This window comes from Stenotrophomonas genospecies 3 (assembly GCF_054473855.1).
In genome coordinates, this window is record NZ_JBTMUR010000011.1 from 98,067 (window position 1) to 119,375 (window position 21,309).

Below are 21,309 nucleotides of genomic sequence, written 5' to 3' on the forward strand. Positions count from 1 at the left end.
CAATGTCGAGAACCCGTACATCTTTGGAGCGCAAGACCTTCGGCGTGGCGCTGGATTCGGCCAACAAGAGCATCTATACCGGCACTCACCCCGCGCTTGCCGCGCGCACCTGGATGTCCAGCTGTGCTCGCTCATCCTGCAGTTGCTGCTCCTGCTGATTGGCCAATGCGCGCTGCTGCGCCTCCCTGCTGACCGAATCGAACTGCAGCAGTGACTCCTCCACCGGCGTCTGCGCGGCCTCTGCCGTTGGCATGGAAGCGCGCAGATGGGCGGGGTCGTTCGCCTCACCCTGCACCACGAAGAGGGTATGGCCGGCAGGATGCGTCGCCGTGGCGTTGCTTACGAGCACATGATCAACGTGGGACAGACCATTGTCCTTGGCCAGAACCAGCAAGCTTGCCGTCATCCTCTCGCTCGTGGCATCGAAGCTTCGGCCGTGCTGGGCACCCAGCTCCGCTACGCCCTCGCGGATCTGCTGATAGAGCGGATGATCGGGATGGCCGGGCTGCATTGGATTTCTTTCCGTCAGAGCGGCCGACGGCGGCGCTACATGCTCAGGGAGGTCGCGCTCCTCATCTGAAGGGGAAGATGGCGGCGCTGCCTGACGGGTAGCGTCTCCGCCAACGTCAGCCGTTCTGGGGCCTGCAGGTTCCAGCTCTGGATTGTCCTGGGCCGGTAGTGGCGGAACTGGGAGATCCAACGGGACTTCCTGGGCGGTCCTTGGGGCCTGCTCGCTCTCAGAAGGTTGCGGCAGTGGCTGCTCTGCTTTGTCTTGAGCTGTAGCGACGGCAGGCTGCACCGGCAGTGCATCCGCAAGCTTCTGCGGCTCAGCACCGCCCTGATGCGCGGGACCCTCAGCCCTGCGCTCCTGCATGTGAACTGGCTGGGTTGAGCCTGCACTGCCCGCAGTACTTACGACCGAGGCATTCCCCTGCTCATAGGCCCGCTCTGCGGTCGGTTCATGCTGCGAGGCACTTTGAGGGCCCACTGCTGGTGCAGTCGGTGTCGGCTCCTCCTTCCGAACGTCCTGCCGAGCGGCATCCTCTGCACGCTGCGCCGAATCGGCTTGTCGTTCAGGGCGACTCTCTACTGGCTGCTCACTCTCACGGGAGGGACGCGTGCGCTCTGGCTCAACAATCGACGCCGAGGGCGCGGCGATGACAGGAGCGGGCGCCGGAGTGGGCTCGCGAGCGGGTTCAACGACAGCACTGGCTGCCGCACCTCGTTGCAGGTCAGTGTCGCCCTTCAGTGCCTCAACCGGGTCGATCTGCACCCCTCGCGCCTCCAGCACGGCCGCAGACGCTGCCTGCTGCGCATCCACCGCCGCACTGCCTTGACGATTGGCCTCCTGCAGCGCTTGCCGGTGTGCGTCCTGCTCCTTTGCAGTCAACGCAGCAATGCGTAGCTCGGGCACGTCGGGTGTCGTCGCCTGATCTGCAGGCGCAGCGCCTTGGGCAGCCAGTGAAGCCTCAGGCCGAAGCTGCGACTGAGCCCGCGTAATGTCCTCAATGGTGGTGGTGCCGGTGAGCACCATCCGGTTTCCGCCGGCGTCACCGAACGTGGCGATGGCACTTTCTGCGCTGGGCGCGTGGGTGCGGGGATCTGGCATCAGTTCAAGCACCACGTCGCCTGTTCTGCCCTGCAGATTCAGCGTCTGCTCCACCGCGACGGCTGTAGCTGCAAGCTGCTGCTCGGTGCGCTCGATGCCATGGCGCGCGTAGAGCGCATCCACCTGGCCGCGAATACCTTCGTGTGCAACCTGTGCGGTGTCCTTGAGCTGCCTGGCGATGTCGTGCAGCCCGGCGATACCGTCATTCTGGCTTTGCCAGGTGATCTCCAGCTCGTCGCTCAGGTTCCGGTTGGCGGCGCTGTCAAAGATCACACCCTTGCTGACCCATTGGCCGTCCGCCTGCCGTGTATAGGCATTGCCATCACTCGCCTTCAACGTGTCGGCGCTGGCTTGCGCGTCCTGAACGGCACGGGGAATGGATGGATTGTTGGCGTCGCCGAAGTCGCTCCAACGTCCTTGCTCGTGAGCAACCATGTAGCGCGCAGCCATCGCGGCTTTGGTGTTTGACGCGTTCTGGGCGATGAGTGCGCGCGACTGTTCATCCAGCGCCTGCGCCTGCTCCGCCGAGACGGGCAGGTGGCGGCTGTTGGGCACTCGGCCATCCACCATTTCCTTGATTTCAAGTTCCCATTGTCCCGAGCTGGCATCGCGTACAAAGGCGCGATCGGTCTCGAAGGCGCCTCGTGCCGGCTCGGCCAAGCCATTGGCGTTCAGCCGGTAGGGATTCTGTGGTGGTGGCGGGTTCGACAGGCCCAACTCATAAGAGGCCCGAGCCGCCTGCCAGTTCAACTGGCGCTCCAAGGTGCCGGTGGCAACGTAGCTGGTGCGGAAGGTGACGTCGTCCCCCTGTGCCGTCTGCACCGGGCGGACTTCCACGCCGGTGCCGAGGTCGCTGCTCTGGACCTGCTGCTGTTCGCCGGCTCGTAGCCATCGCCCATTGGGATCGGCCGGGTCGCGTGTCCAGGTGCGCCCCATCGGATCGACCTGGGAGTAGACGCGTTCGACGTCTTTCTGCTCGGCCCAGCGTTCGCCGAGATAGGCTCCCAGGACGCCGCCACCGATACCCGTTGCAATGGCGCCGGGGCCTGTCCACGAGCCCGAAGCAAGACCGACACCGGCGCCGCCAAGAAAGCCGCCCAGTGCACCGCCGACGTTGCGGCCGACGAAGTGTGCAGCGGTGGAATCTGCGCCTGCGGCATTGCCCTGCGAGTTCAGCTCAATCCACTTGTGCCCGGAGGTCGCGAAGTCGTGCGCAAGCAGGGCGACACCCGCAACGCCGGCAGCCTTGATGGCAGGGTTGATTCCGGCGTGCATGCTATGCGGTGCAACGTCGGCCACTGCTTCGGCAACCGTCGCCGCATGGGGAGGGCCGCGTGGAGCCCCTGGCTGCAGGGGCGCGTGCGATGGTGGTTCGGGCAAGTCAGCGAACAGGCGCGGCCCTGTGCCCAGGTTGGCATGCGCGGCGACCCAGTTCGCGCGCGTGGTCGACATCTCGCTCAGGTTCAACGCGCTGTAATCGTGCAGCGGTCGTTCGAAGAGCGTCTTGCTGACAGCGTCATAGCCATCGATGGGCTTGAGATGCAGGCGCACCTGCGCGACGTCGACGGGATGCGCGCTGTTGGTGGTGGCATGCTGCGCGAGGCTGCGCTCAAGTGCCTGGTACTCGGCGGCTGACTGGCTTGCGAAGGCCAGCGGCTCTGGGCCGAAGGCGCTTATGGGGTAGCCGTTGATGCGGACAGTGGGGTGATCGAGGGCGGTGGCTAGTTCGAACCTACTGAAACCGCGATCGGGAGGCGCCCCATCCACGAAAGCGATCAGTGGCTTGCCCGTAGCAATGGCGTTCTCGAAGAACTTTGGGCTGCCGGCGTTCCACATTATGTCTTGGAGCGCACCCACATAGTTCTTGTCGAAGGGAACGATCCCCTTTGACTCCATCACGTTTCTGAGGCCAGCTTCCATCGACTGGAGATCGGGGATGTGAGCTGGGTTCTTGGCTAGCTGATCGACGAACTTTCCCCATGGGGTATCGCCAATTATTCCCGACTTCCCGTTGATATCCTTCGAATACACCTCTGCATTGGTGTAGTTGGAGATTTTTGCGGCGTCCTTGCCCGAGAACGCGAGGTAATCCATCCCATCCGGAAGTCGCGGAGGGTGAGCCTGCATGTTGCCGGTTACATACTGTTCGAAGCTGACGCTGGTGGTAGGGCCCGATCCCGGTGATTTCAGATAGGTGATGACATCGGAAATCTGCTGTGCAGTCAGGGCTTCTCCACTCCCGGCCTGGGTTGCGCCGCCGAGTGTGGTCTTCACAAAATCATCGAAGATGAATTTGCTCATGGCATAGACCTCAGGCGCCGAATGCCGGGACTTCAACGCTGGCCAGCACGATGGAGCCGTCGGCCAACGTGACGACGTCTGCGGGTGCCGGAATCTGCGATTCCATCAGTGCCTGCGGACTGGTCACCGCGAGATAGCGTAGGGGTTCATCGCTGTCAGTTCGGCCTGCGAATGAAAGTACGAACCCTTGCGCGAGCCCTTTGAGATAGGTGAAGTCGTCATCGCCGCTACCAAGCGTCTGCTTGTATGCCAGCATGGCGTGGATGACCTGAGCATGCCTGAGGTCAAAGACGAAGCAGTGGAAAGGGCATCCTTCGTCCTGCGTGGTTTCATCCCACCCGTCGAAGCCGACTCCGCCTACGCGCGAATCTCCGCGATAGATGGCGAACTGATACTCGGTCCCGTGCCGACCGTCTGCCAGAACAGTCGGTCCAATTCTTGGGCGAGGGATCTCCGTTTCACTGATCGGATCGAGCGAGGAGTAAGGCTTGGCCTGGAATTGGAAGGGCATCTTAGTTCCTGCGTTTAGTGGGGCGGCCGCTGCTAGTGACCGATTGAGTGGGTCGGTCGGCGTCCGCAAGAATAGGGAGGGCATCCGTAGCCAGAAAAGCCCAGTCGCGTTTGATGCTGTGCGACATCGGGTCGATGACCTTGCCAACGAGAGATACATCGCGGGATTCAAAAGCCCGCAGCATGTCGGATCGCTGCTGGAGGCGAGGGCGTGGGCCTTGCGCGTCTGCTTGGCTGATGGTTGGTTTCGAGCCAATCGCGACAGCGGGCCGAGCCTGAAAGCACGGCCCGCGTAATCGTTCATACAAGGGCAACAGTGTCGGCAGCCTCACGATGAGGTCCATGAGCAAATCCATTGCTTCACATGCGCCAACTATACGGCCCACTCCCGCCTTACTCCATACAACGATACATGGGCACCGCCGGAATGCACGCTGGTTCACACATTCAGCATGCCAGTCGTGGCCCCAACTTTGTCCTCCACCTACCGCCCATCCCACCTATGCCATCATCCGGGCAGGACCGCAGCACCCATCAAGGCTGAACAGGCATGGAGCAGGCAACACGCTACACCGCAACGCTGTACCTAGCCGCCCCCGGCACCCCACTGAAGAGCGGGGGCATTTCGCCGCGCGGCCACATGTACCTGCAGGTGGCAGCAGGCGACGAGGCCCACAGCTATGGCTTCGCACCACCGCGCCAGGCGCCGGGCGAAACCCCCACCGGCGTGCAGTACGCGCAGGTGCGCCACGATGATGCCGACGAACATCTGGACCCGTACTACAGCCGCACCCTGGAAATCTCCGAGGAGCACTACGGCTGCCTGCGTGATTTCGCCGAGGAACCGGCCGAGTTCGAATTCGATGTGGATCGCCCGGCCACCATCAACCGTTGCAGCGATTTCGTATGGGCAGCGCTGCATTACGCGGGCCTGCATCCGCTGCCGGCACCGCTGGATGGCGGCAGCAACCTGGGCGAGTTCGCGGTGCTGTTCAATCTGCCGGAAATCCAGTGCATTGCCGCGCCGTTCCCGGGCAGCGACCTGAATGCCGAAACCCATCACGCGATGCCCGAGCGCGAGGCCGAGCACCATCGCCAGGGTGACCGCGCCAGCGATGAGCCGCCACCGACGCCGATCGAAGTGGCCGGCACGCTGCTGGATCCCTCGCATCCAGACCATCGTCTGTTCTCGCAGCTGATCCAGAAAGTGGCCGAACTGGATGCCGCGCACGGCCGCCCGTTCGATGCGGCCAGCCAGCGCATCAGCGCGAGCCTGCTGGTGCTGGCCAAGCAGAACAATCTCTCGCGCGTGGACCACGTGCTGCTCAGCCAGCCGACCCAAAGCAGCCATGCCGCCGAGAGCATCTTCATCGTGCAGGGCGATCGCAATGACCCGGGGCACCGCCGCGCCAGCATCGCCACTGAAGTGGCGGCCAAGACGGATGTGGCCGATTCGCTGCGGTTGAAGGAGCAGTAAGCCGCGCGTCTGCCATACGCGCGCCGGCGCACGTCACGCCCCCCACCTGCTACCATTCCCCCGCAACCCCAGCCAGCCCACCCGCGCAGACAGATGCAGGTCGGGCCGTCGCAGTACGGCCCAGCGAGCCAGGACACCCTCCCGTGCCCATTCAAGGACGCTCGCATGTTCCGTAATCCTCTCTTCCGCTCGGCCGCCCTGGCCGTTGCCGTTTCGCTCAGCCTCGGCGTGCCCTTCGCATTCGCCGACAACGCACCCGCCGCCAGCGCCACCGCCGCCGTACAGCGCCAGGCCGTGGCCAAGGGCCTGTACGAGCTGGCCTACAGCCCGAAGCAGAACGCCGTGTTCGTGGCCTCCTCCGGCGGTTTCGGCGATGACGCCGGCCCGGCCCAGGTGCTGCGCCTGAACCCGTCCACGCTGGCTGTGGAAACCCGCATCCCGCTGGAGCGCAAGGCGTTCGGCGTGGTGCTGGATGACGCCCACGACCGCCTGTACGTGGGCAACACCGTGGACCTGTCGGTGACCGTGGTCGACACCGCGCAGAACAAGGCCGTCGGCACCATCCAGTTGATGGAGAAGAAGACCGGCAAGGATGGCAAGGCCGCCTACACCCACGACCTGCGCGAGCTGGTGGTCGACAGCGCGGCCAACCGCCTGTACGTGACCGGCCACAGCAGCCAGCCGGACGTGAGCAGCGTGCTGTTCGTGATCGATACCACCACGCTGAAGGTGATCAACACCATTGATGGCCTGGGCAATGCCAAGGCACCGGGCCTCGCACTGGATACGGCCAACAAGCGCGTCTACACCAGCAACCTGCTGGCCGACCTGGTGGTGGTGGGTACCGATTCGAACAAGGTGGTGGCGCAGCACAGGATCGCCGCCGAGCAGCCGATGAACATCGCGCTGGACCCGGCCGGCACGCGCCTGTTCGTGACCGACCAGGGCTCGGAATTCCTGCGTGGCTACCAGGCCAAGAGCAGCGGCCTGGTCAGCAAGCATCCGGGCCAGCGCGTGCTGGTGCTCGACCGCAGCACCGGCAAGGAACTGGCCAGCATCCCGACCGACGCCGGCCCGCTGGGCATCCTGCTGGATGCACCGCGCAAGCGCCTGTACGTGACCAATCGCGAGGCGGGCACGGTGACGGCCTACAACAGTGACAGCTACCAGAAGGTGGCGACCTACACCGTGCCGACCCACCCGAACAGCCTGGCGCTGGATGCGAAGAACAACGTGTTGTTCGTGAGCATCAAGAACGGCGAGAAGGATGACAAGGGCGCTGACGAGAGCGTGGCGCGGATTCAGCTGTAATGGGGTGACGCCGGGGCACGCCCGGCGGCGAGCCGCGTGAAGAAGGCAGGGTGAAGACCCTGCCTTTTTCATTGGCCGGTTGCGGCGCCAGCAGCCGGCGGCTAGGGTTGAACCTCATGGCAGGGAGCCAAAGGATCTGAATCATGCTGGGTATCCACCGCTGGCTGCGCGCCGGCCTGGTCTTCACGCTGGCGGGCGCACTCGGCGCCTGCAGCAGCCGCGTACCGGATGCGCCGGAGCCACTGGATCTGGTCAAGCCAATCATCGTTGCCGAGCCCGGCCAGGCGGTGCGGTTCGAGTTCGAGACGAATGCCCGCAACTTCAAGCCGGGTCGCACGTATGCGCTGGAGCTGGAGTTGCAGCGCCAAGGGACACGAAGGCCGGACGAGCCTGACGTGGGCACATCAAGGTTCCCGTTCGAGGTGACCCTGCAGCAATGGGGCACTGATGCCTGGAAGGATGTTCCCACCTACGACAGCTATCAGGCCGGGGTGCTCAATGCAGGTGAACAGCTTCCGGAATGGCATGCATCCAGCGAATGGCGGTATACGTCGCCGCACATGGGCAGTGACGGCCAATACACGCTGAGCCTGGTTGCTCTGCCACTGGAGCTTGATACCCGCTATCGCGTACAGGTTCGCACTGCGCAGGCTTCGCCGGAACTGCAGCATTACTCGGCTCAGTTGCGGGTACACGCAGCCCGGCCGCCAGGCAAGTAATCACTTACCATTGGAAGGAACGAAAGAATCACCTTATGGACAAGCAGCGCTATACCGTAGAGATCGTTATTGCTGCACCTGGCACACCGCTGATCGACCCCAGGACGCACAAGCAGGCCGTCGACGCTGAGGGTGTTCCGCAGACGTCCGCCCCAGGACATATGTTCTACGTCCTGCATGCACCCGGCGTGCCTGCGAAGAGCTATGGATTTGCTCCCAAGGAGCACGGAAGCATGAATGGTCCTGGCGCCATCATGGAGGATGACGCAACGGTCTATAGAGACCCGCGCTACACCCGTACCCTCGAGATCAGCGAAGATCAGTACAGGAAGCTCCAGCAGTTCGGCTCGGACCCGGAGAAATTCGGTTTCAGCAAGCACTATCAGGATGTTCGCCACAACTGCGTGGACTTCACTTGGGAAGCGCTGAATCACGCGGGCATCCAGCGGAAAGGCAGCATCGACGTGAACGCGTTGGGTGGTCCCGCCGGCCAGCTTCTTCCGGATGTTCGCATTCCTCTTGACATCAAGGGGGCGGGCAAGGATGCATTCCGACCGCTGCGCAACATCCACGGTGTGGATAGCATTGATCCGCCGTTTCCGGACAGCGAGCTCAACCAGAGGAAAACCAATCCCCTGCCGGAGCGCAGTCTCAAGCAACACATGCTGAGTGATGCCGAGGGCATGGGCGAACGAAGCGGTGATCTTCTGGCCCGGCACAGCAACGACCCGCTGCTCTCGCAGATCCACCAGGGCGTGGCCCGGCTCGATGCAGAGCGGGGCCGTGCCTTCGATGCCACCAGCGAGAACATCAGTGCCAGCCTGTACGCGCTGGCCAAGGCCAATGGCCTGATCCAGGTCGACCATGTGCTGTTGAGCGATCGCACCGCGCAGGCCGATGTGGCGCAGAGCATCTTCATCGTCCAGGGGGAGCGCAACGACCCGGCACAGTTGCGGGCCAGCATGCCAACGGCGGTGGCCGCGCAGACACCGGCAGAAATCTCCTTCGAGCGCGCTGAGCAGCTGTCGCAGTCTGGGCAGGCGCGTACGCAGGATGAGCTGCAGCAGCGCCAGGTGCAGGAGCAGTCCGGGCCGCGCATGGCCTAGGGCGGGAAGCGTACGGCGAGCCGACGTTCTCGCGGTGGGCCGCTGGTAACGCTGGAGGCGGCTCAGCCCAGGCGGTGTGCTGGGTTCTGCTGTTGTTCCTGCTCACGGGCCTGCTGTTCGGGCAGCTGCCCCATGGCCGGCTGCTGCGGGGCAATGCCGAGCTTCTGCATCGACTGCTCCACCGGCGTCTGCGCCGCCACTGCGGTCGGCATCATCGCCCGCAGGTGCGCCGGATTGGCCGGGTCGCCCTGTACCACGAAGATGTTGTGTCCCGCCGGCTGGTTGGCCGTGGCGTTGCTGACCAGCACGTGGTCGACCTGCTGCAGGCCCTGCTCGCGGGCCAGCACGGTCAGGCTGGCGGTCAGGCGCTCGCTGGTCTGGTCGAACGGACGGCCATGCTGCGCGTCCAGGGCGGCCACGCCCTGGCGGATCTGCTGGTTGAGGCCGTACTCGGGATGGTTGGGGGTGATCTCTGCCATGGGGCGATCTGCAGCGGTAGGTCGTGATGGACCTGGGCAGTATAGAACCGGCCCGTGAACCACCGCATCGCGGCGATCAGTCCGCCGGCCGATGGTCGTAGCTGATCACCCGCTCGGCCAGCCAGCGCCCGTCCACGCGGCGCCAGACCTGGATGAAGCGGGCCTGGCCGGTCCAGTGCTCGATGCCGTTTGCATCGCGCTCGTGGAAGCGGTGGTCGCCGATCTCCAGGGCGCGATCGTCGTGCAGCGGAAACACCTGCAGCGAGCTTTCCACCAGCTCGCGGCGCAGATGGGTGCGGTTGGCGCGGGTGCTCTCGCACAGGGCGGCCACGCTGCGGCGGAAGTCGTCGCGCTTGCTGGCGGACTTGCCCGCCTTGTCATGGAAGAACTCCATGTCTTCAGTGGTCATCGCCGCGGCCTTGTTGGCATCGCAGTCGTCGAACGCGGCGGCGAACAGCTGCGCGTCGGCCTGGTGGATCTGCTCGCGCAGGTCATCGGAGGGCGCGGGTGCGGCGGCGAGGCTGGCGGCCAGCAGGGGCAGGGTGAGCAGCAGCATGGCGAGGCTCCAGGGCGGGATTCATGCAGGCTCGCACGGTGCTCCGAGGGCCGCAGCCGCCCTGCGACGAAACGGGATTTCCAGGGAGTGAATGCCCGCATCCATGGATTGGCCGGGTGGCGTGCCCTGTGCAGGCGGTGTCATGGCGGCCGGCGATTCCATCACGGTCGCGATAGGGGCCGGCCCATAGCCTGAAATCCTCCCCTCCCACAGGAGCTCCCATGCCTGCTTCCCGCGTCCGCCTGCACGTTGAAGACACTGGTGGCGACGGCCGCCCGGTCATTCTGATTCACGGTTGGCCACTTTCCGCCGATGCATGGAAGACGCAGGTGTCGATCCTCCGCGACGCCCAACACCGGGTGATCAGCTACGACCGGCGCGGCTTCGGCCGTTCCGACAAGCCCGCCGAGGGCTACGACTACAACACGCTGGCGGCGGATCTGGCCGGGGTGATCGAGGAACGTGACCTGCGCGACGTGACCCTGGTCGGTTTCTCGATGGGCGGCGGTGAGGTTGCGCGGTATGTGGCCAATCACGGGCAGGAGCGCCTGCACAGCGTGGTGTTTGCAGCAGCGGTGCCGCCGTATCTGCTGCGCGGCGAGGACAATCCGGAAGGTCCGCTCACCCAGGAGAAGGCCGATGAAATGCGCAGCGGTCTGGAGAAGGACCGCGAAGCCTTCTTCGATGGCTTCACCCGCGATTTCTTCAGCGCCGATGGCAAGCTGATGGTGACCGAGGATGAGCGCCAGGCCGCAATCGCGCTTTGCCATCAATCCGACCAGACGGCGGCGCTGGGTTGCATGCAGGCGTTTGCCACTACCGACTTCCGCGACGATCTGAAGAAGATCACGGTGCCAACCCTGGTCCTGCACGGTGACAGCGATGCCATCGTGCCGTTTGAAGGTTCGGGCCAGCGCACGCACCGGGCCATTCCGGGCAGCGAAGTGGTGATCCTGGAAGGCGCACCACATGGGTGCAATACCAGCCATGCGGACCGCTTCAATCTGGCGCTGCTGAACTTCCTGAAGCGGTAAGCTGCGGCCATGCGCCAGACCAAGACACCCCCGTGGAAGAAGCCCAACCCCAAGGGCCAGACCTCGCAGCCGCTGTCGCCTGCACAGAAAGAGGCTGCGCGGCAGCGGGCGGAAGAGAATGGGCGGCGTTATCCGAATCTGGTGGACAACATGTGGGCCGCGAAGCTGCCGCGCGGGTCCTGATCTGTAGAGTCGAGCCGTGCTCGACCCCGCACGGTGCCCATCCACGCATGGCGTGGATCTACTGCAACAGCAGCCTGGCCTGGCCCCGCATCTACATGCCGTCCAGCGGCGTCCAGCCGGGTTCCAGCCATGGTGAGATCTCGCTCTGGCGGACGGTGATTGCCTCCGTCGGCAGCCCCGCCAAACGCGCAAGCTCTGCACGCAGCAGCTCGGAATCCACCGGCGCGGCCGTAGCCACCTGCAGCCGATCACTCTGATGCCTCACCTGTACCGGTAGCGTGGCGTGCGCGTCATGCTGGCCGCCGGTGCGCCCGATCGGGTAGCGCATTGTTACCGGCCGTGACAGCTGCGCCAGTGCGGGCTGCCACGCCTGCAGCACGAGGGGCTGCCCGGCAGCGGGAACATGTACTTCAGCAATCGTGGCCGGGTAGCCCGTAAGGCTCTCGACCAGCACCTGGAAGCGCGCGCCATCCGGCATGACCAGCACGGCGGCAATCAACGCGGAGAACGAAACGAACACCGCCGCGAGGTTCCAGCTGCGCGGCGCGGTGGCCGGGCGCGTTGCGGTGCGCAGGCCCGGTCTGCGCCGCAGCTTGCGCGCGTAGATGCGCCGGTCCTTCCTGCGCGGGCTGCTGCTGTGCTCGGGCAGGTTCAAGGGCACCCGTGGAAGGCGCGCCACGCGGGCCTTGATCAGGCGCGACAGCAGCATCCACGCGATCACGAACGCCAGCAGCGGAAGCAGCGTTCGCACCCACAGATACAGCGTGACCATCCACAACACCTCTACATGCGACCATCCATGCTCATCCACATCCTACCGGGACCACGCGGCGGTTGTCGTATCCGCCAGCCGACAAGCACAGGGCGCTTGGTTAGGATGGTCCTTTGTTGTCACGGATGAACCGATGGTCTCTGCTGCTGCCCGCTTCTGTCGTATCTGTGGTCCTGGCCCGATTCTGCTGGCACTGCAGGTCGTGGCGCTGCTGGCGGTAGCCCTTGCAGCCGGCTTCTTCCACTACCGCGTGGGATTGCTGCTGGAGCCGGTGGATGACGCATGCGGTGGGCCTGATCCTGTCGCGCGCATGCAGGTCGCAGAACAGCTGCTGGCGCGGTCCGCTGCGCTTGCACCATGGCAACCGTTGCAGTGGATTCCGATGGCAGGCGTGGTACTGGCGTTGCTGGGCGCGATGTCGATCAGCGTCTACCGTCTGGGGCGTCTGTCCGAACGCCTGCGACGCGCCAACTGGGGGGTGATGGCCCTGCACGCCGCGATCCTGGCGCTGGCGCTCAGGGCATTGCACCTGTACGACATGGCGTGGACCAGCGTGGCCAAGCTGTCCCCAGCGGCGTGCCTGGTGGAACTGGGCGAACAGGGCCGGCTGCCGCTGGCACAGGCGCAGCAAGTGGTGTTCGAGATCCTCACCCATGAGCATGCGCCGCTGCTGCGCAATCCCGATGACCTTGCCCTGGTGCTGGTCGCGTTGATGCTGGTGGCAATGGCTGCAGGATTCATGCTGTGGCGGGCGATCGTGCGCGAACGTCAGGTGCAGTCGCCCAGCCCCTGAGGCGGTGTGACCGACCACGCGCCCGCAATCGCGCTAAAGTCCGCACTTCGCCCCTGCAAGGAAGTGCTGATGCGTTGGTTGCTGCGTGCTGTGCCGTTGCTGCTGTGCTCGTTGGCGGTACACGCCAACGAGGTGGACCGCCGGATTGCGGTGACCATCGACGACCTGCCCTGGGCGCGGGTGGACGAGATCGTTCCGCCGGACCTGCAGTCGCGGCACGAAGCGCTGATGGCGCAGCTGCACCAGGCGGGTGTGCCGGTAGTTGGCTTCGTCAACGAGAACAAGCTAGAGATCGATGGGCAGGTGCAGCCGGCGCGGGTGCAGATGCTGCGCGACTGGCTGGACGCCGGTTATGTGCTGGGCAACCACACCTACTCGCACATGGACCTGAACGCCAAGGGCGTGCCTGCGTTCCAGCAGGATTTCCTGCGTGGCGAGGCGGTGCTGCGGCCGTTGCTGGCCGAGCGCGGGCTGAAGCCGCAGTGGATGCGTCACCCCTATCTGCGTGCCGGGCGCACGCCGGAAGAACGCGCGCAGATGGACGTGTTCTTCAAGCAGCATGGCTACCGCGTGGCACCGGTGACGGTCGACAACGGCGAGTGGGTGTGGGCGTTCGCCTATGCCAACGTGATGAACGAGCAGCCGGATTCCCCGGCGCGCGAGGCGACGCTGGCGCAGCTGCGCAAGGGCTATGTGCCGTACATGCTGAACAAGCTGGACTACTACGAGAAGCAGTCGCAGGCGCTGCTGGGCTACGCGCTGCCGCAGGTGTGGCTGATGCATGCCAACGAACTCAATGCAGCCACCTTCGCCGAACTGGTGGCGGCGACGAAGCGGCGCGGCTATCGCTTCATTTCACTGGATGAGGCGATGCGCGATCCTGCTTACGGGCGTGGCGCCGAGGGCTACAGCGGTCGCTATGGCCCGAGCTGGCTGCACCGCTGGGCGATGGCCGAGAAGAAGCCGAAAGACTTCTACGCCGGTGAACCGGAAGTGCCGAAGTGGGTGATGAAGCTGGCGAAGGTGGATTCGGAGTGAGGCTCAGCGCTTGACGGCCAGCACACCGTCCAGCGCCAGTTCGGCCTTGAAGCCGGCCTTTTCCAGGCGCTTGGCCACTTCGCGCGGCACGTCGCGTCCGCTGGTCAGCTTGTTCGGCGCGCCGGTGTAGTGGAACAAGCGCCCACCCTTGCGGATGACGCGGGCGAGGTGGTCGTAGAACACCTGTGAGTACAGTTCGCCGGCGATGCCGAAGCGCGGCGGGTCGTGCAGGATCGCATCGACACTGTTACTGGCCACCTGTTCGATCTGCTGCGAGACGTCGCCCTGGCTGAACTGCAGGCGCCCACCGGCGGCGGCCGAGTCCGGATCGGGCGACCACGGGTTGAGTGTGCGCAGCCACATCACATCGGCGTTCTTCTCGAACGAGCGGATCTGGCCGACACCGGCCTCCAGCGCGCAGGCGGCGAAGTAGCCCAGGCCGCCGCAGGTATCGAGGATGACCTTGCCGGCCGGGGCGACCAGCTCGACCTTGCGGCGCGCATCCTCGAACGGTGACAGCTTGGAGGTCGGCAGCATCTTGATGCCGTCGATCTCGAAGGTCGGTGCGCCCCATCCGGTCGGCACCAGCTTGATCAGCGAGCCGCTGTAGCGCGAGATCGGTGCGAAGTCCTCGCCATCCCAGTAGTACAGCGTGCGGTCCTTCAGCTTGCCCGGCCACGGGTAGCGCTGGCCACGGAAGTGGAAGCCGTCGGCATCCAGCACCATGCTGTCCTCGCTGCGGCCAAGGTCGAGCGAGCCCTGCCAGTCGGCAGCGCCCTTGTCATGGGCACGGCGCAGGGTGTCAGCGCTGTCGCGGGTCAGCAGGGGGCCGGTGTAATGGGGCACGGCGGGTACCGGGGCGGTTCGGGGGAGGGCATGGTACCGCAGCTGTTGCCGTGGCCACGCGTGGCTGCTGCAGTAGATCCACGCCATGCGTGGATGTAGACGGGAGGAGCCGAGCGTGGGCTCGGCGCTACCGCTGGCTGGTGCAGCTGTAGCCGTGTGTGGTTCCTTCTCCTGAAATCACGCCGACGCCACGCGACGGCTGCATGCCTACTCGCGCGCACGACCGACGATGGACCTCCTGGGTTTCCGGTGGCTGCCGATCAAAGTCGTAGCGCAGGCTGCCGTCTTCCTGCATCAGCCAATGCACGGTAACGCGCTCATGGCGACCATCACCGAAATCCCAGTCCAGGGTGCGCATGATCAGGGTCTGGCCATCGGGCAGCTGCCGGACTTCGTCATAGGCACCCTGGGTCTTCGGCGCGCTTACCGCAAGCAGCAGAAACAGCAGCATTGGCATCGCTCCTCAAAGAAGACAGGATGTGCCCATATTGCCCTGAGCCGCCATCAGAATCATTGCGTCTTACGGGCACTTGACCGCATACACCGGCCCAGCCCCGATCAGCATCAGCGCCATGTAGTCACTATCACTGGCCTTGCCCTTCAGCGTCGCGCCCTTGTTGAAGTGGAAGATGCCGAAGCCGCCGGCCATGCGGATCAACGCGCTGTCGATCTGCTCCGCGTCATCGCGGAAGTAGCGGCCGATCTCGCTGCGGGTGGCCTTGTGCAGGGCATTCGGCTCGCGCTGCCACTGGTCGCCGCGGCTGAAGGAGACGAAGTACTGGCCGCCTTCCTTGTCGATGCGGAAGTCGGCCGGTTTGCGCGCGCCGGTGGCGAAGCAGCCCTGCAACGGGTCGGCGCTGAAAGGAAGCCCGGCATCACCACTGCAGGCGGTGAGCAGCAGGAGGGCACCGGGCAGCAGCAGGCGGAGCGTGCGCATGGGATGTCCCGACGGGGCAGGTGCGGCTAGTGTAGGCAGCACACGGGCGTGGTCCGTACAGAAATTCGGCAAGAACACAGGGGTTTTCGGATGGCGAAGGGCAAGGCACCGTGGTGCGGCGTGGCCAGTTGGCTGGGGATCGTGGTGGGCTGGGGCGCGGGCAGCCTCGCTGCGCAGGCGGCGGTGGCCGCAGGCGGCAATGGCATGGCTGCGGGATTGGGCGTGGGGGTGCTGGGCGCGGCGCTGGTGGGCTGCGGTCTGGCGGTGGCTTCGCGCGTGCGCGGCGAGCGCTGGCCGTGGATCGGCATCGGTGGTGCGGTGCTGAGTGCGCTGCCGCTGCTGATGTACCTGCTGCGGATGATGCTGAAGCTCTGACTGTAGAGCCGAGCCCGTGCTCGGCTGATGGCCTGCGACAGCCGAGCATGGCTCGGCGCTGCAAAGGCAACGGCAAGCCGAGCATGGGCTCGGCTCTACAGATTCGACCGCAGTCGCGCAGGATCAGCTACGGTGAATCTCCACCGTCACGTGCACCAGTTCCTCATGAATCGCCAGCGCGTTGCGCACGGTATCGGCATCCAGACTGACGTCGCTGGTGACCACGCTGGCGCTGACCGCGTACTTGCCGCGACCCACCTGCCAGACGTGCAGGTCGGCCAGGCGTGCCGGCCACGGGCCCTGTTCGATTACCTCGCGCACTTCGGCCACCACCGGCGCATCCATCTGCGCGTCGAGCAGGATGCGGCCACTGTCGCGCAGCAGGCCGATCGCCCAGACCGTCACCAGCACGGCGCCGACCAGGCCCATCACCGGGTCCAGCCAGGTCAGGCCCAGCAGCTTGCCGCCAAGCAGGGCGACGATGGCCAGCACCGAGGTGGCGGCGTCGGCCAGCACGTGCACGTAGGCCGAGCGCAGGTTGAGGTCGTGACCGTGCGCATGGCCGTGATCGTGGTCGTGCCCGTGCCCGTGATGATGGTCATGGTCATGCCCGTGGTGGTGGTGCGCGTGGCCCGGGCTGTCGTGCAGCCACCAGGCGCAGAGCAGGTTCACGCCCAGGCCCACCGCTGCGATCGCGATGGCTTCGTTGTAGTGGATGGGGGCGGGCACCCACAGCCGTTCCAGCGATTGCACGGCCATCAGCGCGGCGACGCCGAGCAATGCGATGGCGCTGGTATAGCCGGCCAGGATCTCGATCTTCCACGTACCGAAGGCGAAGCGCGGATCGTGCGCGTAGCGGCGCGCGCAGCGGTAGGCGAACACCGAGAGGCCCAGCGCCAGCGCGTGCGAACTCATGTGCCAGCCGTCGGCGAGCACGGCCATGGAGTTGAACCACCAGCCGCCGACGATCTCCACCAGCATCATGCTGACGGTGAGCCACAGGGCGCGGCGGGTGTTGCGTTCGGCCAGCGGGTTGCCGTCGTCGAAGCGATGTTCGTGGCGACGGGCGGCGGCGAGGGCGTCCAATTGCATGGCGGTGGGAGCTGGAGTGGATACCCCCATAGGGTATATGATCCTGCCATGGCCCATGTACACAAGAATCGAAAGCAGCTGCTGACCCGGGTACGCCGCATCGCGGGCCAGGTGGCGGCGTTGGAGCAGGCGCTGGACAAGCCCGAGGGGGAAGCGGGGGACTGCGCGGGCGTGCTGGTGCAGGTTGCCGCCGTGCGCGGTGCCGCCCACAGCCTGCTGATGGAGTTGCTGCACGAGCACCTGCATGAACATGTGGTGGGTGCCGATGACCCGCAGCAGCGGGCGGACGAGGCTGCGGTGCTGGTGGAGCTGCTGCGCCGCTACGGCAAATAGCAGGGGTAGTGCCGGCCGCTGGCCGGCAACTGCAGGTTGCGTCCGAAGCTCATGCGGTTGCCGGCCAGCGGCCGGCACTACCCGTGGCGTCCGAAGCTCATGCGGTTGCCGGCCAGCGGCCGGCACTACCCGCGGCATCCGGAGCTCATGCGGTTGCCGGCCAGCGGCCGGCACTACCCGTGGCGTCCGAAGCTCTTGCGGTTGCCGGCCAGCGGCCGGCACTACCCGCGGCGTTCGAAGCTCATGCGGTTGCCGGCCAGCGGCCGGCACTACCCGAGGCGTCCGAAGCTCATGCGGTTGCCGGCCGGCGGCCGGCACTACCCGTGCCGGTGCCGCGCGTTCCAGATATGCGTGGCGGCCAGCAGCAGGCTGCCGGTGACCGTCATCGGCGTTTCCCAGTCATGTGAGGGCAAGGCCAGCGCGCCGGCCAGCAGCAGGCCGAGCCCGGCGCCGGCGGTGGCCCAGGCCAGCACGGGCAGTGGGTGGCGGCGCTCGGCCCGCCACAGCGCGTAGCCGGTCAGTGGCAGGGCGATGGCCACAAACAGCAGGTGGACCCATTCCGCTTCGGCCCAGGTGCCGAACAGCGGCAGCGCGGCGGCAAGCAGGGGCAACGCCAGGCAGTGCAGCAGGCACAGGCTGGACAGGGCGACCGCGCCGGCATCGAGCAGGGCGGCAGAAGGCGACTTCATCAGGGGAGGTTCCTTGCGCGGCAATTGTTATACAGTAACATTTCCGTTCCGCAGCCAATCCGCTCCGACATGAACACTGTTTCCCGCGCCGGCCGTCGCCTTCCGGTCACCGTGCTGTCCGGCTTCCTGGGGGCTGGCAAGACCACCCTGCTCAACCAGATCCTGCGCAACCGCGAGGGCCTGCGCGTGGCGGTCATCGTCAACGACATGAGCGAGGTCAACATCGATGCGCAGCTGGTGCGCGAAGGTGGGGCCGAACTGCGCCGCACCGAAGAGACGCTGGTGGAGTTCAGCAACGGTTGCATCTGCTGCACGCTGCGCGATGACCTGCTGCAGGAAGTGCGGCGTCTGGCTGATGCGGGTCGTTATGACTACCTGCTGATCGAGTCGACGGGCATCGGTGAGCCGATGCCGGTGGCGGCCACGTTCGCGGTGCGCGACGAGCACGGCTTCAGCCTGAGTGATATCGCGCGGCTGGACACGATGGTGACGGTGGTCGACGGCAGCGCGTTCCTTGCCGACTTCGGTTCGACCCTGCGCCTGGCCGAGCGCGGCCAGCAGGCCGGGCCGGACGATGATCGCGGTGTGGTCGACCTGCTGTGCGAGCAGGTGGAGTTCGCCGACGTGATCGTGGTCAGCAAGGTCGACCAGGTGGATGACGAGGTGCTGCAGGACACGCTGGCGGTACTGCGTGGCTTGAACCGGGATGCGAAGCTGCTGCTGTCCAGCTTCGGTGATGTGCCGTTGGCCGAGCTGCTGGATACCGGCCGCTTCGACATGGAGCGTGCGCAACGCGCGCCGGGTTGGGTGAAGGAGCTGCGTGGCGAGCACACACCGGAAACCGAAGAGTACGGCATCGGTAGCTTCGTCTACCGTTCGCGGCGTCCGTTCCACCCTGCGCGATTCGCCCGCGCGCTGCAGTCAGGCATGCCGGGCGTGATCCGCAGCAAGGGCTGGTTCTGGCTGGCCAACCGTATGGATTGGGTAGGTGAACTGAACACCGTGGGCGCGGCGACGCGCACGCAGGCGGCGGGCTTCTGGTACGCCGCGCGCGACCGCGTGCGTGCCGGCCTGGAAGACACTGCGCCGTTGTTGCCGCCGACACCGCTGCCTTACAGCGACCTCGGCTGGGCGCGGCAGCATGCCGATTGCTGGAGCGCACCGTTGCCGGGGCTGGAAGAGTTTCCGGATGCAGCCGCGCACACGGCGATGCAGCGGCTGTGGCACCCGTTGTGGGGTGATCGCCGCCAGGAGCTGGTGGTGATTGGTGTGCACATGGATGAGCGTGCGGTGCGCGCGGAGCTGGATGCGTGCCTGCTCAATGACCAGGAGCTGCGGGCGGGGCCGCTGCTGTGGCAGCAGATGCCACAGGCGTTCCCGGTGTGGAAGCGCTGATGGTGCATTGAGGTCTCTTGGGCTGCCGGCCAGCGGCCGGCACTACCCCGGGTCGATACGCCATGCGTGGATCTACAAGGCGTCACGCCACTGCCAGCCCTCGGTGCTCACGTGCAGCACCTGGGGCGGCCGCAACGCCTGCAGCAGGTGCCGGTCGTGGCTGACCATCACCAGTGCGCCCGGCCATGCCGCAAGCAGTTCTTCCAGCGCCTGTAATGCACTGAGGTCCAGTGCATTGCCGGGCTCGTCCAGCAGCAACAGTTGGGGCGCGGGATCGGCATACAGCACGCTGGCCAGCGCACCCTTCACCCGCTCGCCATCGCTGAGGCTGCTGGCGGCGCGCTGGATGCGCTGTGCGTCCAGACCCAACAGGGCCAGGCGCGTGCGCAGCTCCCCGGGGTCGGCACTCGGGTTGGCGGCCTGCACGCTGTCGAGGATGCTGCATTCGCCGGACAGCCCCAGCAGCTGCTGATCGAGCAGCGCCAGCGGTGTGTGACGTTGCACGGTCCCATCGCGCGCGGGCAGCTGACCCGCCAGCACCCGCAGCAGTGTCGACTTGCCGCTGCCGTTGTCACCGACCACGGCAATGCGCTGGCCGCGGCGGATCTCCAGCTGCAACGGGGCACTGCAGCCATGTGGCAGCACCAGCGCCTCGGCCTGCAGCAGACGCGTGTTGCCACGTTCACCCGAACCGGCAAACAGCGCCAGTTCCGGCGCTGCATTTACCGCCGACGCGGCTGCGCGTAGCTGCTCTGCACTGGCCTGCAGGCGTTCGGCCTGCACTTGTTGCGCGCGACCATGGCTGGCTTCGGCGCGCTGCTTCTGCCGGCCGAGCAGGATCGGTGCCTGGTTGGCCTGCTTCGCATCGCGATTGCCGCGTGCCTGGCGTTGCTGCTGGCGCTCGTGCTGTTCGCGTGCGCTGCGTTGTTGCTGCCGGTGCTGGGCGCGCGCATGGTCGAGCTGTGCAGCAGCGGCTTCGCGCTCGGCGGCACGCGTGTCCGCGTAGTGCTGCCACGGCCCGCCATAGCGATGCAGCCCGCGCGCGTCGAGTTCGACGATCTGCTGCATGTGCGCCAGCAGCTCGCGATCGTGGCTGATTGCCAGCAGGCCGCCACGCCACTGCTGCAGGTGTTCGTACAACTGTTGGCGATGGCGGGCATCGAGGTGGTTGCTGGGCTCGTCCAGGATCAGCCAATCGGCGCCGCTGGCCCAGGCGCCGGACAGCGCCACCTGCATGGCCTGGCCGCCACTGAGGCGCACGGCGGGTTGGGCGGGATCTAGATCGTCGGGCAGCCGTAGCGCCTGCCATTGCTGCTGCAGGCGCTCGCGCAGATCCCAACGTTCACCGACGCAGGCGAAGTCGGTCTCGTCCACGCTGCCGGCTTCGATGCGTTGCAGCGCGGCCAGTTCCGCGCCGACGCCGGCCAGTTCACCAACCGTGCCGGTGGGGGGATAGCCGGGCGTCGGCAACAGGAACACGCGGCCGCTGCTGCGTATCTGCCCGCTGTCGGGCAGCAGGTGGCCAGCCAGCAGGCGTGCGAGCACGCTCTTGCCGGTGCCATTGGCACCGACCAGGCCGGTGGCGACCGGTTCGAAGGAAAACGACAGATCGGAAAACAGCGGGCGGCCGTCGGCCAGCCGATACGACACGCGATCGAGCGTGAGGGAATGTGTGGTCATGCGACCTCCATGGATGCCGGGTTCTCCCCTGCGCGCAGGGGCGGGAAGAGTCAGGCCGTCTGCTGGGAAGACGG

Annotated in this window: 22 protein-coding genes; 11 read left to right on the top strand and 11 right to left on the bottom strand. The window is 65.9% G+C overall.

What is annotated here, in order from left to right; translation table 11 throughout:
• Positions 1–85: 85 nt before the first annotated feature.
• On the bottom strand, positions 86–3,910 hold the full coding sequence (locus tag ACX9OT_RS15660) for an XVIPCD domain-containing protein (RefSeq protein WP_459002821.1): 3,825 nt from the start codon (positions 3,908–3,910) through the stop codon (positions 86–88).
• Positions 3,911–3,920: 10 nt separating this feature from the next.
• Positions 3,921–4,421 (bottom strand): hypothetical protein, encoded by a 501-nt coding sequence (locus tag ACX9OT_RS15665; protein WP_149909036.1) that lies wholly within the window; start codon positions 4,419–4,421, stop codon positions 3,921–3,923.
• A 549-nt stretch (positions 4,422–4,970) separates the two neighbouring features.
• Here ACX9OT_RS15665 and ACX9OT_RS15670 point away from each other — a divergent pair.
• From ACX9OT_RS15670 to ACX9OT_RS15685, 4 genes are all read left to right on the top strand, one after another.
• Positions 4,971–5,897, top strand: coding sequence for an XVIPCD domain-containing protein (locus ACX9OT_RS15670; protein WP_149909035.1), 927 nt, complete (start codon positions 4,971–4,973; stop codon positions 5,895–5,897).
• Between the two features lie 165 nt (positions 5,898–6,062).
• On the top strand, positions 6,063–7,208 hold the full coding sequence (locus ACX9OT_RS15675; RefSeq protein WP_149909034.1) for a YncE family protein: 1,146 nt from the start codon (positions 6,063–6,065) through the stop codon (positions 7,206–7,208).
• 143 nt (positions 7,209–7,351) lie between these two features.
• Positions 7,352–7,927 (top strand): hypothetical protein, encoded by a 576-nt coding sequence (locus ACX9OT_RS15680; RefSeq protein WP_149909033.1) that lies wholly within the window; start codon positions 7,352–7,354, stop codon positions 7,925–7,927.
• A 35-nt stretch (positions 7,928–7,962) separates the two neighbouring features.
• Positions 7,963–9,033 (top strand): XVIPCD domain-containing protein, encoded by a 1,071-nt coding sequence (locus tag ACX9OT_RS15685; protein ID WP_188348083.1) that lies wholly within the window; start codon positions 7,963–7,965, stop codon positions 9,031–9,033.
• Between the two features lie 62 nt (positions 9,034–9,095).
• On the opposite strand, the gene ACX9OT_RS15690 is transcribed toward ACX9OT_RS15685, so the two are convergent.
• Positions 9,096–9,512, bottom strand: a complete 417-nt coding sequence (locus ACX9OT_RS15690) for an XVIPCD domain-containing protein (RefSeq protein WP_010484171.1) — start codon at positions 9,510–9,512, stop codon at positions 9,096–9,098.
• A gap of 76 nt (positions 9,513–9,588) precedes the next feature.
• Positions 9,589–10,068, bottom strand: coding sequence for a nuclear transport factor 2 family protein (locus ACX9OT_RS15695; protein ID WP_149909032.1), 480 nt, complete (start codon positions 10,066–10,068; stop codon positions 9,589–9,591).
• A gap of 221 nt (positions 10,069–10,289) precedes the next feature.
• Here ACX9OT_RS15695 and ACX9OT_RS15700 point away from each other — a divergent pair, with 221 nt between their 5' ends.
• Both ACX9OT_RS15700 and ACX9OT_RS15705 read left to right on the top strand, forming a co-directional pair.
• The gene (locus tag ACX9OT_RS15700; protein WP_149909031.1) at positions 10,290–11,102 is read left to right on the top strand and encodes an alpha/beta fold hydrolase; all 813 of its coding nucleotides are present in this window, start codon (positions 10,290–10,292) and stop codon (positions 11,100–11,102) included.
• Between the two features lie 9 nt (positions 11,103–11,111).
• Positions 11,112–11,285, top strand: a complete 174-nt coding sequence (locus ACX9OT_RS15705; protein ID WP_005412082.1) for a hypothetical protein — start codon at positions 11,112–11,114, stop codon at positions 11,283–11,285.
• 91 nt (positions 11,286–11,376) lie between these two features.
• Here the strand turns inward: ACX9OT_RS15705 and ACX9OT_RS15710 are convergent, their stop codons facing one another.
• Positions 11,377–12,057: a hypothetical protein gene (locus ACX9OT_RS15710; protein WP_012478985.1), complete on the bottom strand. Its 681-nt coding sequence runs from the start codon at positions 12,055–12,057 to the stop codon at positions 11,377–11,379.
• A gap of 133 nt (positions 12,058–12,190) precedes the next feature.
• Here ACX9OT_RS15710 and ACX9OT_RS15715 point away from each other — a divergent pair, with 133 nt between their 5' ends.
• Positions 12,191–12,850 carry a hypothetical protein gene (locus ACX9OT_RS15715; protein ID WP_043033956.1) on the top strand — a complete coding sequence of 220 codons (660 nt, stop codon included), beginning with the start codon at positions 12,191–12,193 and terminating at the stop codon, positions 12,848–12,850.
• A gap of 69 nt (positions 12,851–12,919) precedes the next feature.
• Complete coding sequence (locus ACX9OT_RS15720) at positions 12,920–13,888, top strand: polysaccharide deacetylase family protein (protein ID WP_149909030.1); 969 nt, start codon at positions 12,920–12,922, stop codon at positions 13,886–13,888.
• Between the two features lie 3 nt (positions 13,889–13,891).
• Here ACX9OT_RS15720 and ACX9OT_RS15725 read toward each other — a convergent pair whose 3' ends face one another.
• From ACX9OT_RS15725 to ACX9OT_RS15735, 3 genes are all read right to left on the bottom strand, one after another.
• Complete coding sequence (locus ACX9OT_RS15725; RefSeq protein ID WP_149909029.1) at positions 13,892–14,734, bottom strand: class I SAM-dependent methyltransferase; 843 nt, start codon at positions 14,732–14,734, stop codon at positions 13,892–13,894.
• 127 nt (positions 14,735–14,861) lie between these two features.
• A complete protein-coding gene (locus ACX9OT_RS15730; protein WP_149909028.1) occupies positions 14,862–15,185 on the bottom strand; it encodes a hypothetical protein in 324 nt (107 codons plus the stop codon).
• Between the two features lie 69 nt (positions 15,186–15,254).
• A complete protein-coding gene (locus ACX9OT_RS15735; protein ID WP_107431313.1) occupies positions 15,255–15,671 on the bottom strand; it encodes a hypothetical protein in 417 nt (138 codons plus the stop codon).
• Between the two features lie 90 nt (positions 15,672–15,761).
• Between ACX9OT_RS15735 and ACX9OT_RS15740 the strand changes: the two genes are divergently transcribed.
• Positions 15,762–16,046, top strand: a complete 285-nt coding sequence (locus ACX9OT_RS15740) for a hypothetical protein (protein ID WP_004139696.1) — start codon at positions 15,762–15,764, stop codon at positions 16,044–16,046.
• A 123-nt stretch (positions 16,047–16,169) separates the two neighbouring features.
• Here the strand turns inward: ACX9OT_RS15740 and dmeF are convergent, their stop codons facing one another.
• Positions 16,170–17,138 carry a CDF family Co(II)/Ni(II) efflux transporter DmeF gene (gene dmeF / locus ACX9OT_RS15745; protein ID WP_149909027.1) on the bottom strand — a complete coding sequence of 323 codons (969 nt, stop codon included), beginning with the start codon at positions 17,136–17,138 and terminating at the stop codon, positions 16,170–16,172.
• 48 nt (positions 17,139–17,186) lie between these two features.
• Here dmeF and ACX9OT_RS15750 point away from each other — a divergent pair, with 48 nt between their 5' ends.
• Positions 17,187–17,471, top strand: coding sequence for a metal-sensing transcriptional repressor (locus tag ACX9OT_RS15750; RefSeq protein WP_100437754.1), 285 nt, complete (start codon positions 17,187–17,189; stop codon positions 17,469–17,471).
• 317 nt (positions 17,472–17,788) lie between these two features.
• Here the strand turns inward: ACX9OT_RS15750 and ACX9OT_RS15755 are convergent, their stop codons facing one another.
• Entirely contained in the window at positions 17,789–18,160 is a 372-nt protein-coding gene (locus ACX9OT_RS15755; RefSeq protein ID WP_014645760.1) for a MerC domain-containing protein, read from the bottom strand.
• Positions 18,161–18,229: 69 nt separating this feature from the next.
• Between ACX9OT_RS15755 and ACX9OT_RS15760 the strand changes: the two genes are divergently transcribed.
• On the top strand, positions 18,230–19,555 hold the full coding sequence (locus ACX9OT_RS15760; protein ID WP_149909026.1) for a GTP-binding protein: 1,326 nt from the start codon (positions 18,230–18,232) through the stop codon (positions 19,553–19,555).
• Positions 19,556–19,627: 72 nt separating this feature from the next.
• Here the strand turns inward: ACX9OT_RS15760 and ACX9OT_RS15765 are convergent, their stop codons facing one another.
• Positions 19,628–21,235: an ATP-binding cassette domain-containing protein gene (locus ACX9OT_RS15765; protein WP_459002828.1), complete on the bottom strand. Its 1,608-nt coding sequence runs from the start codon at positions 21,233–21,235 to the stop codon at positions 19,628–19,630.
• Between the last annotated feature and the right edge of the window lie 74 nt (positions 21,236–21,309).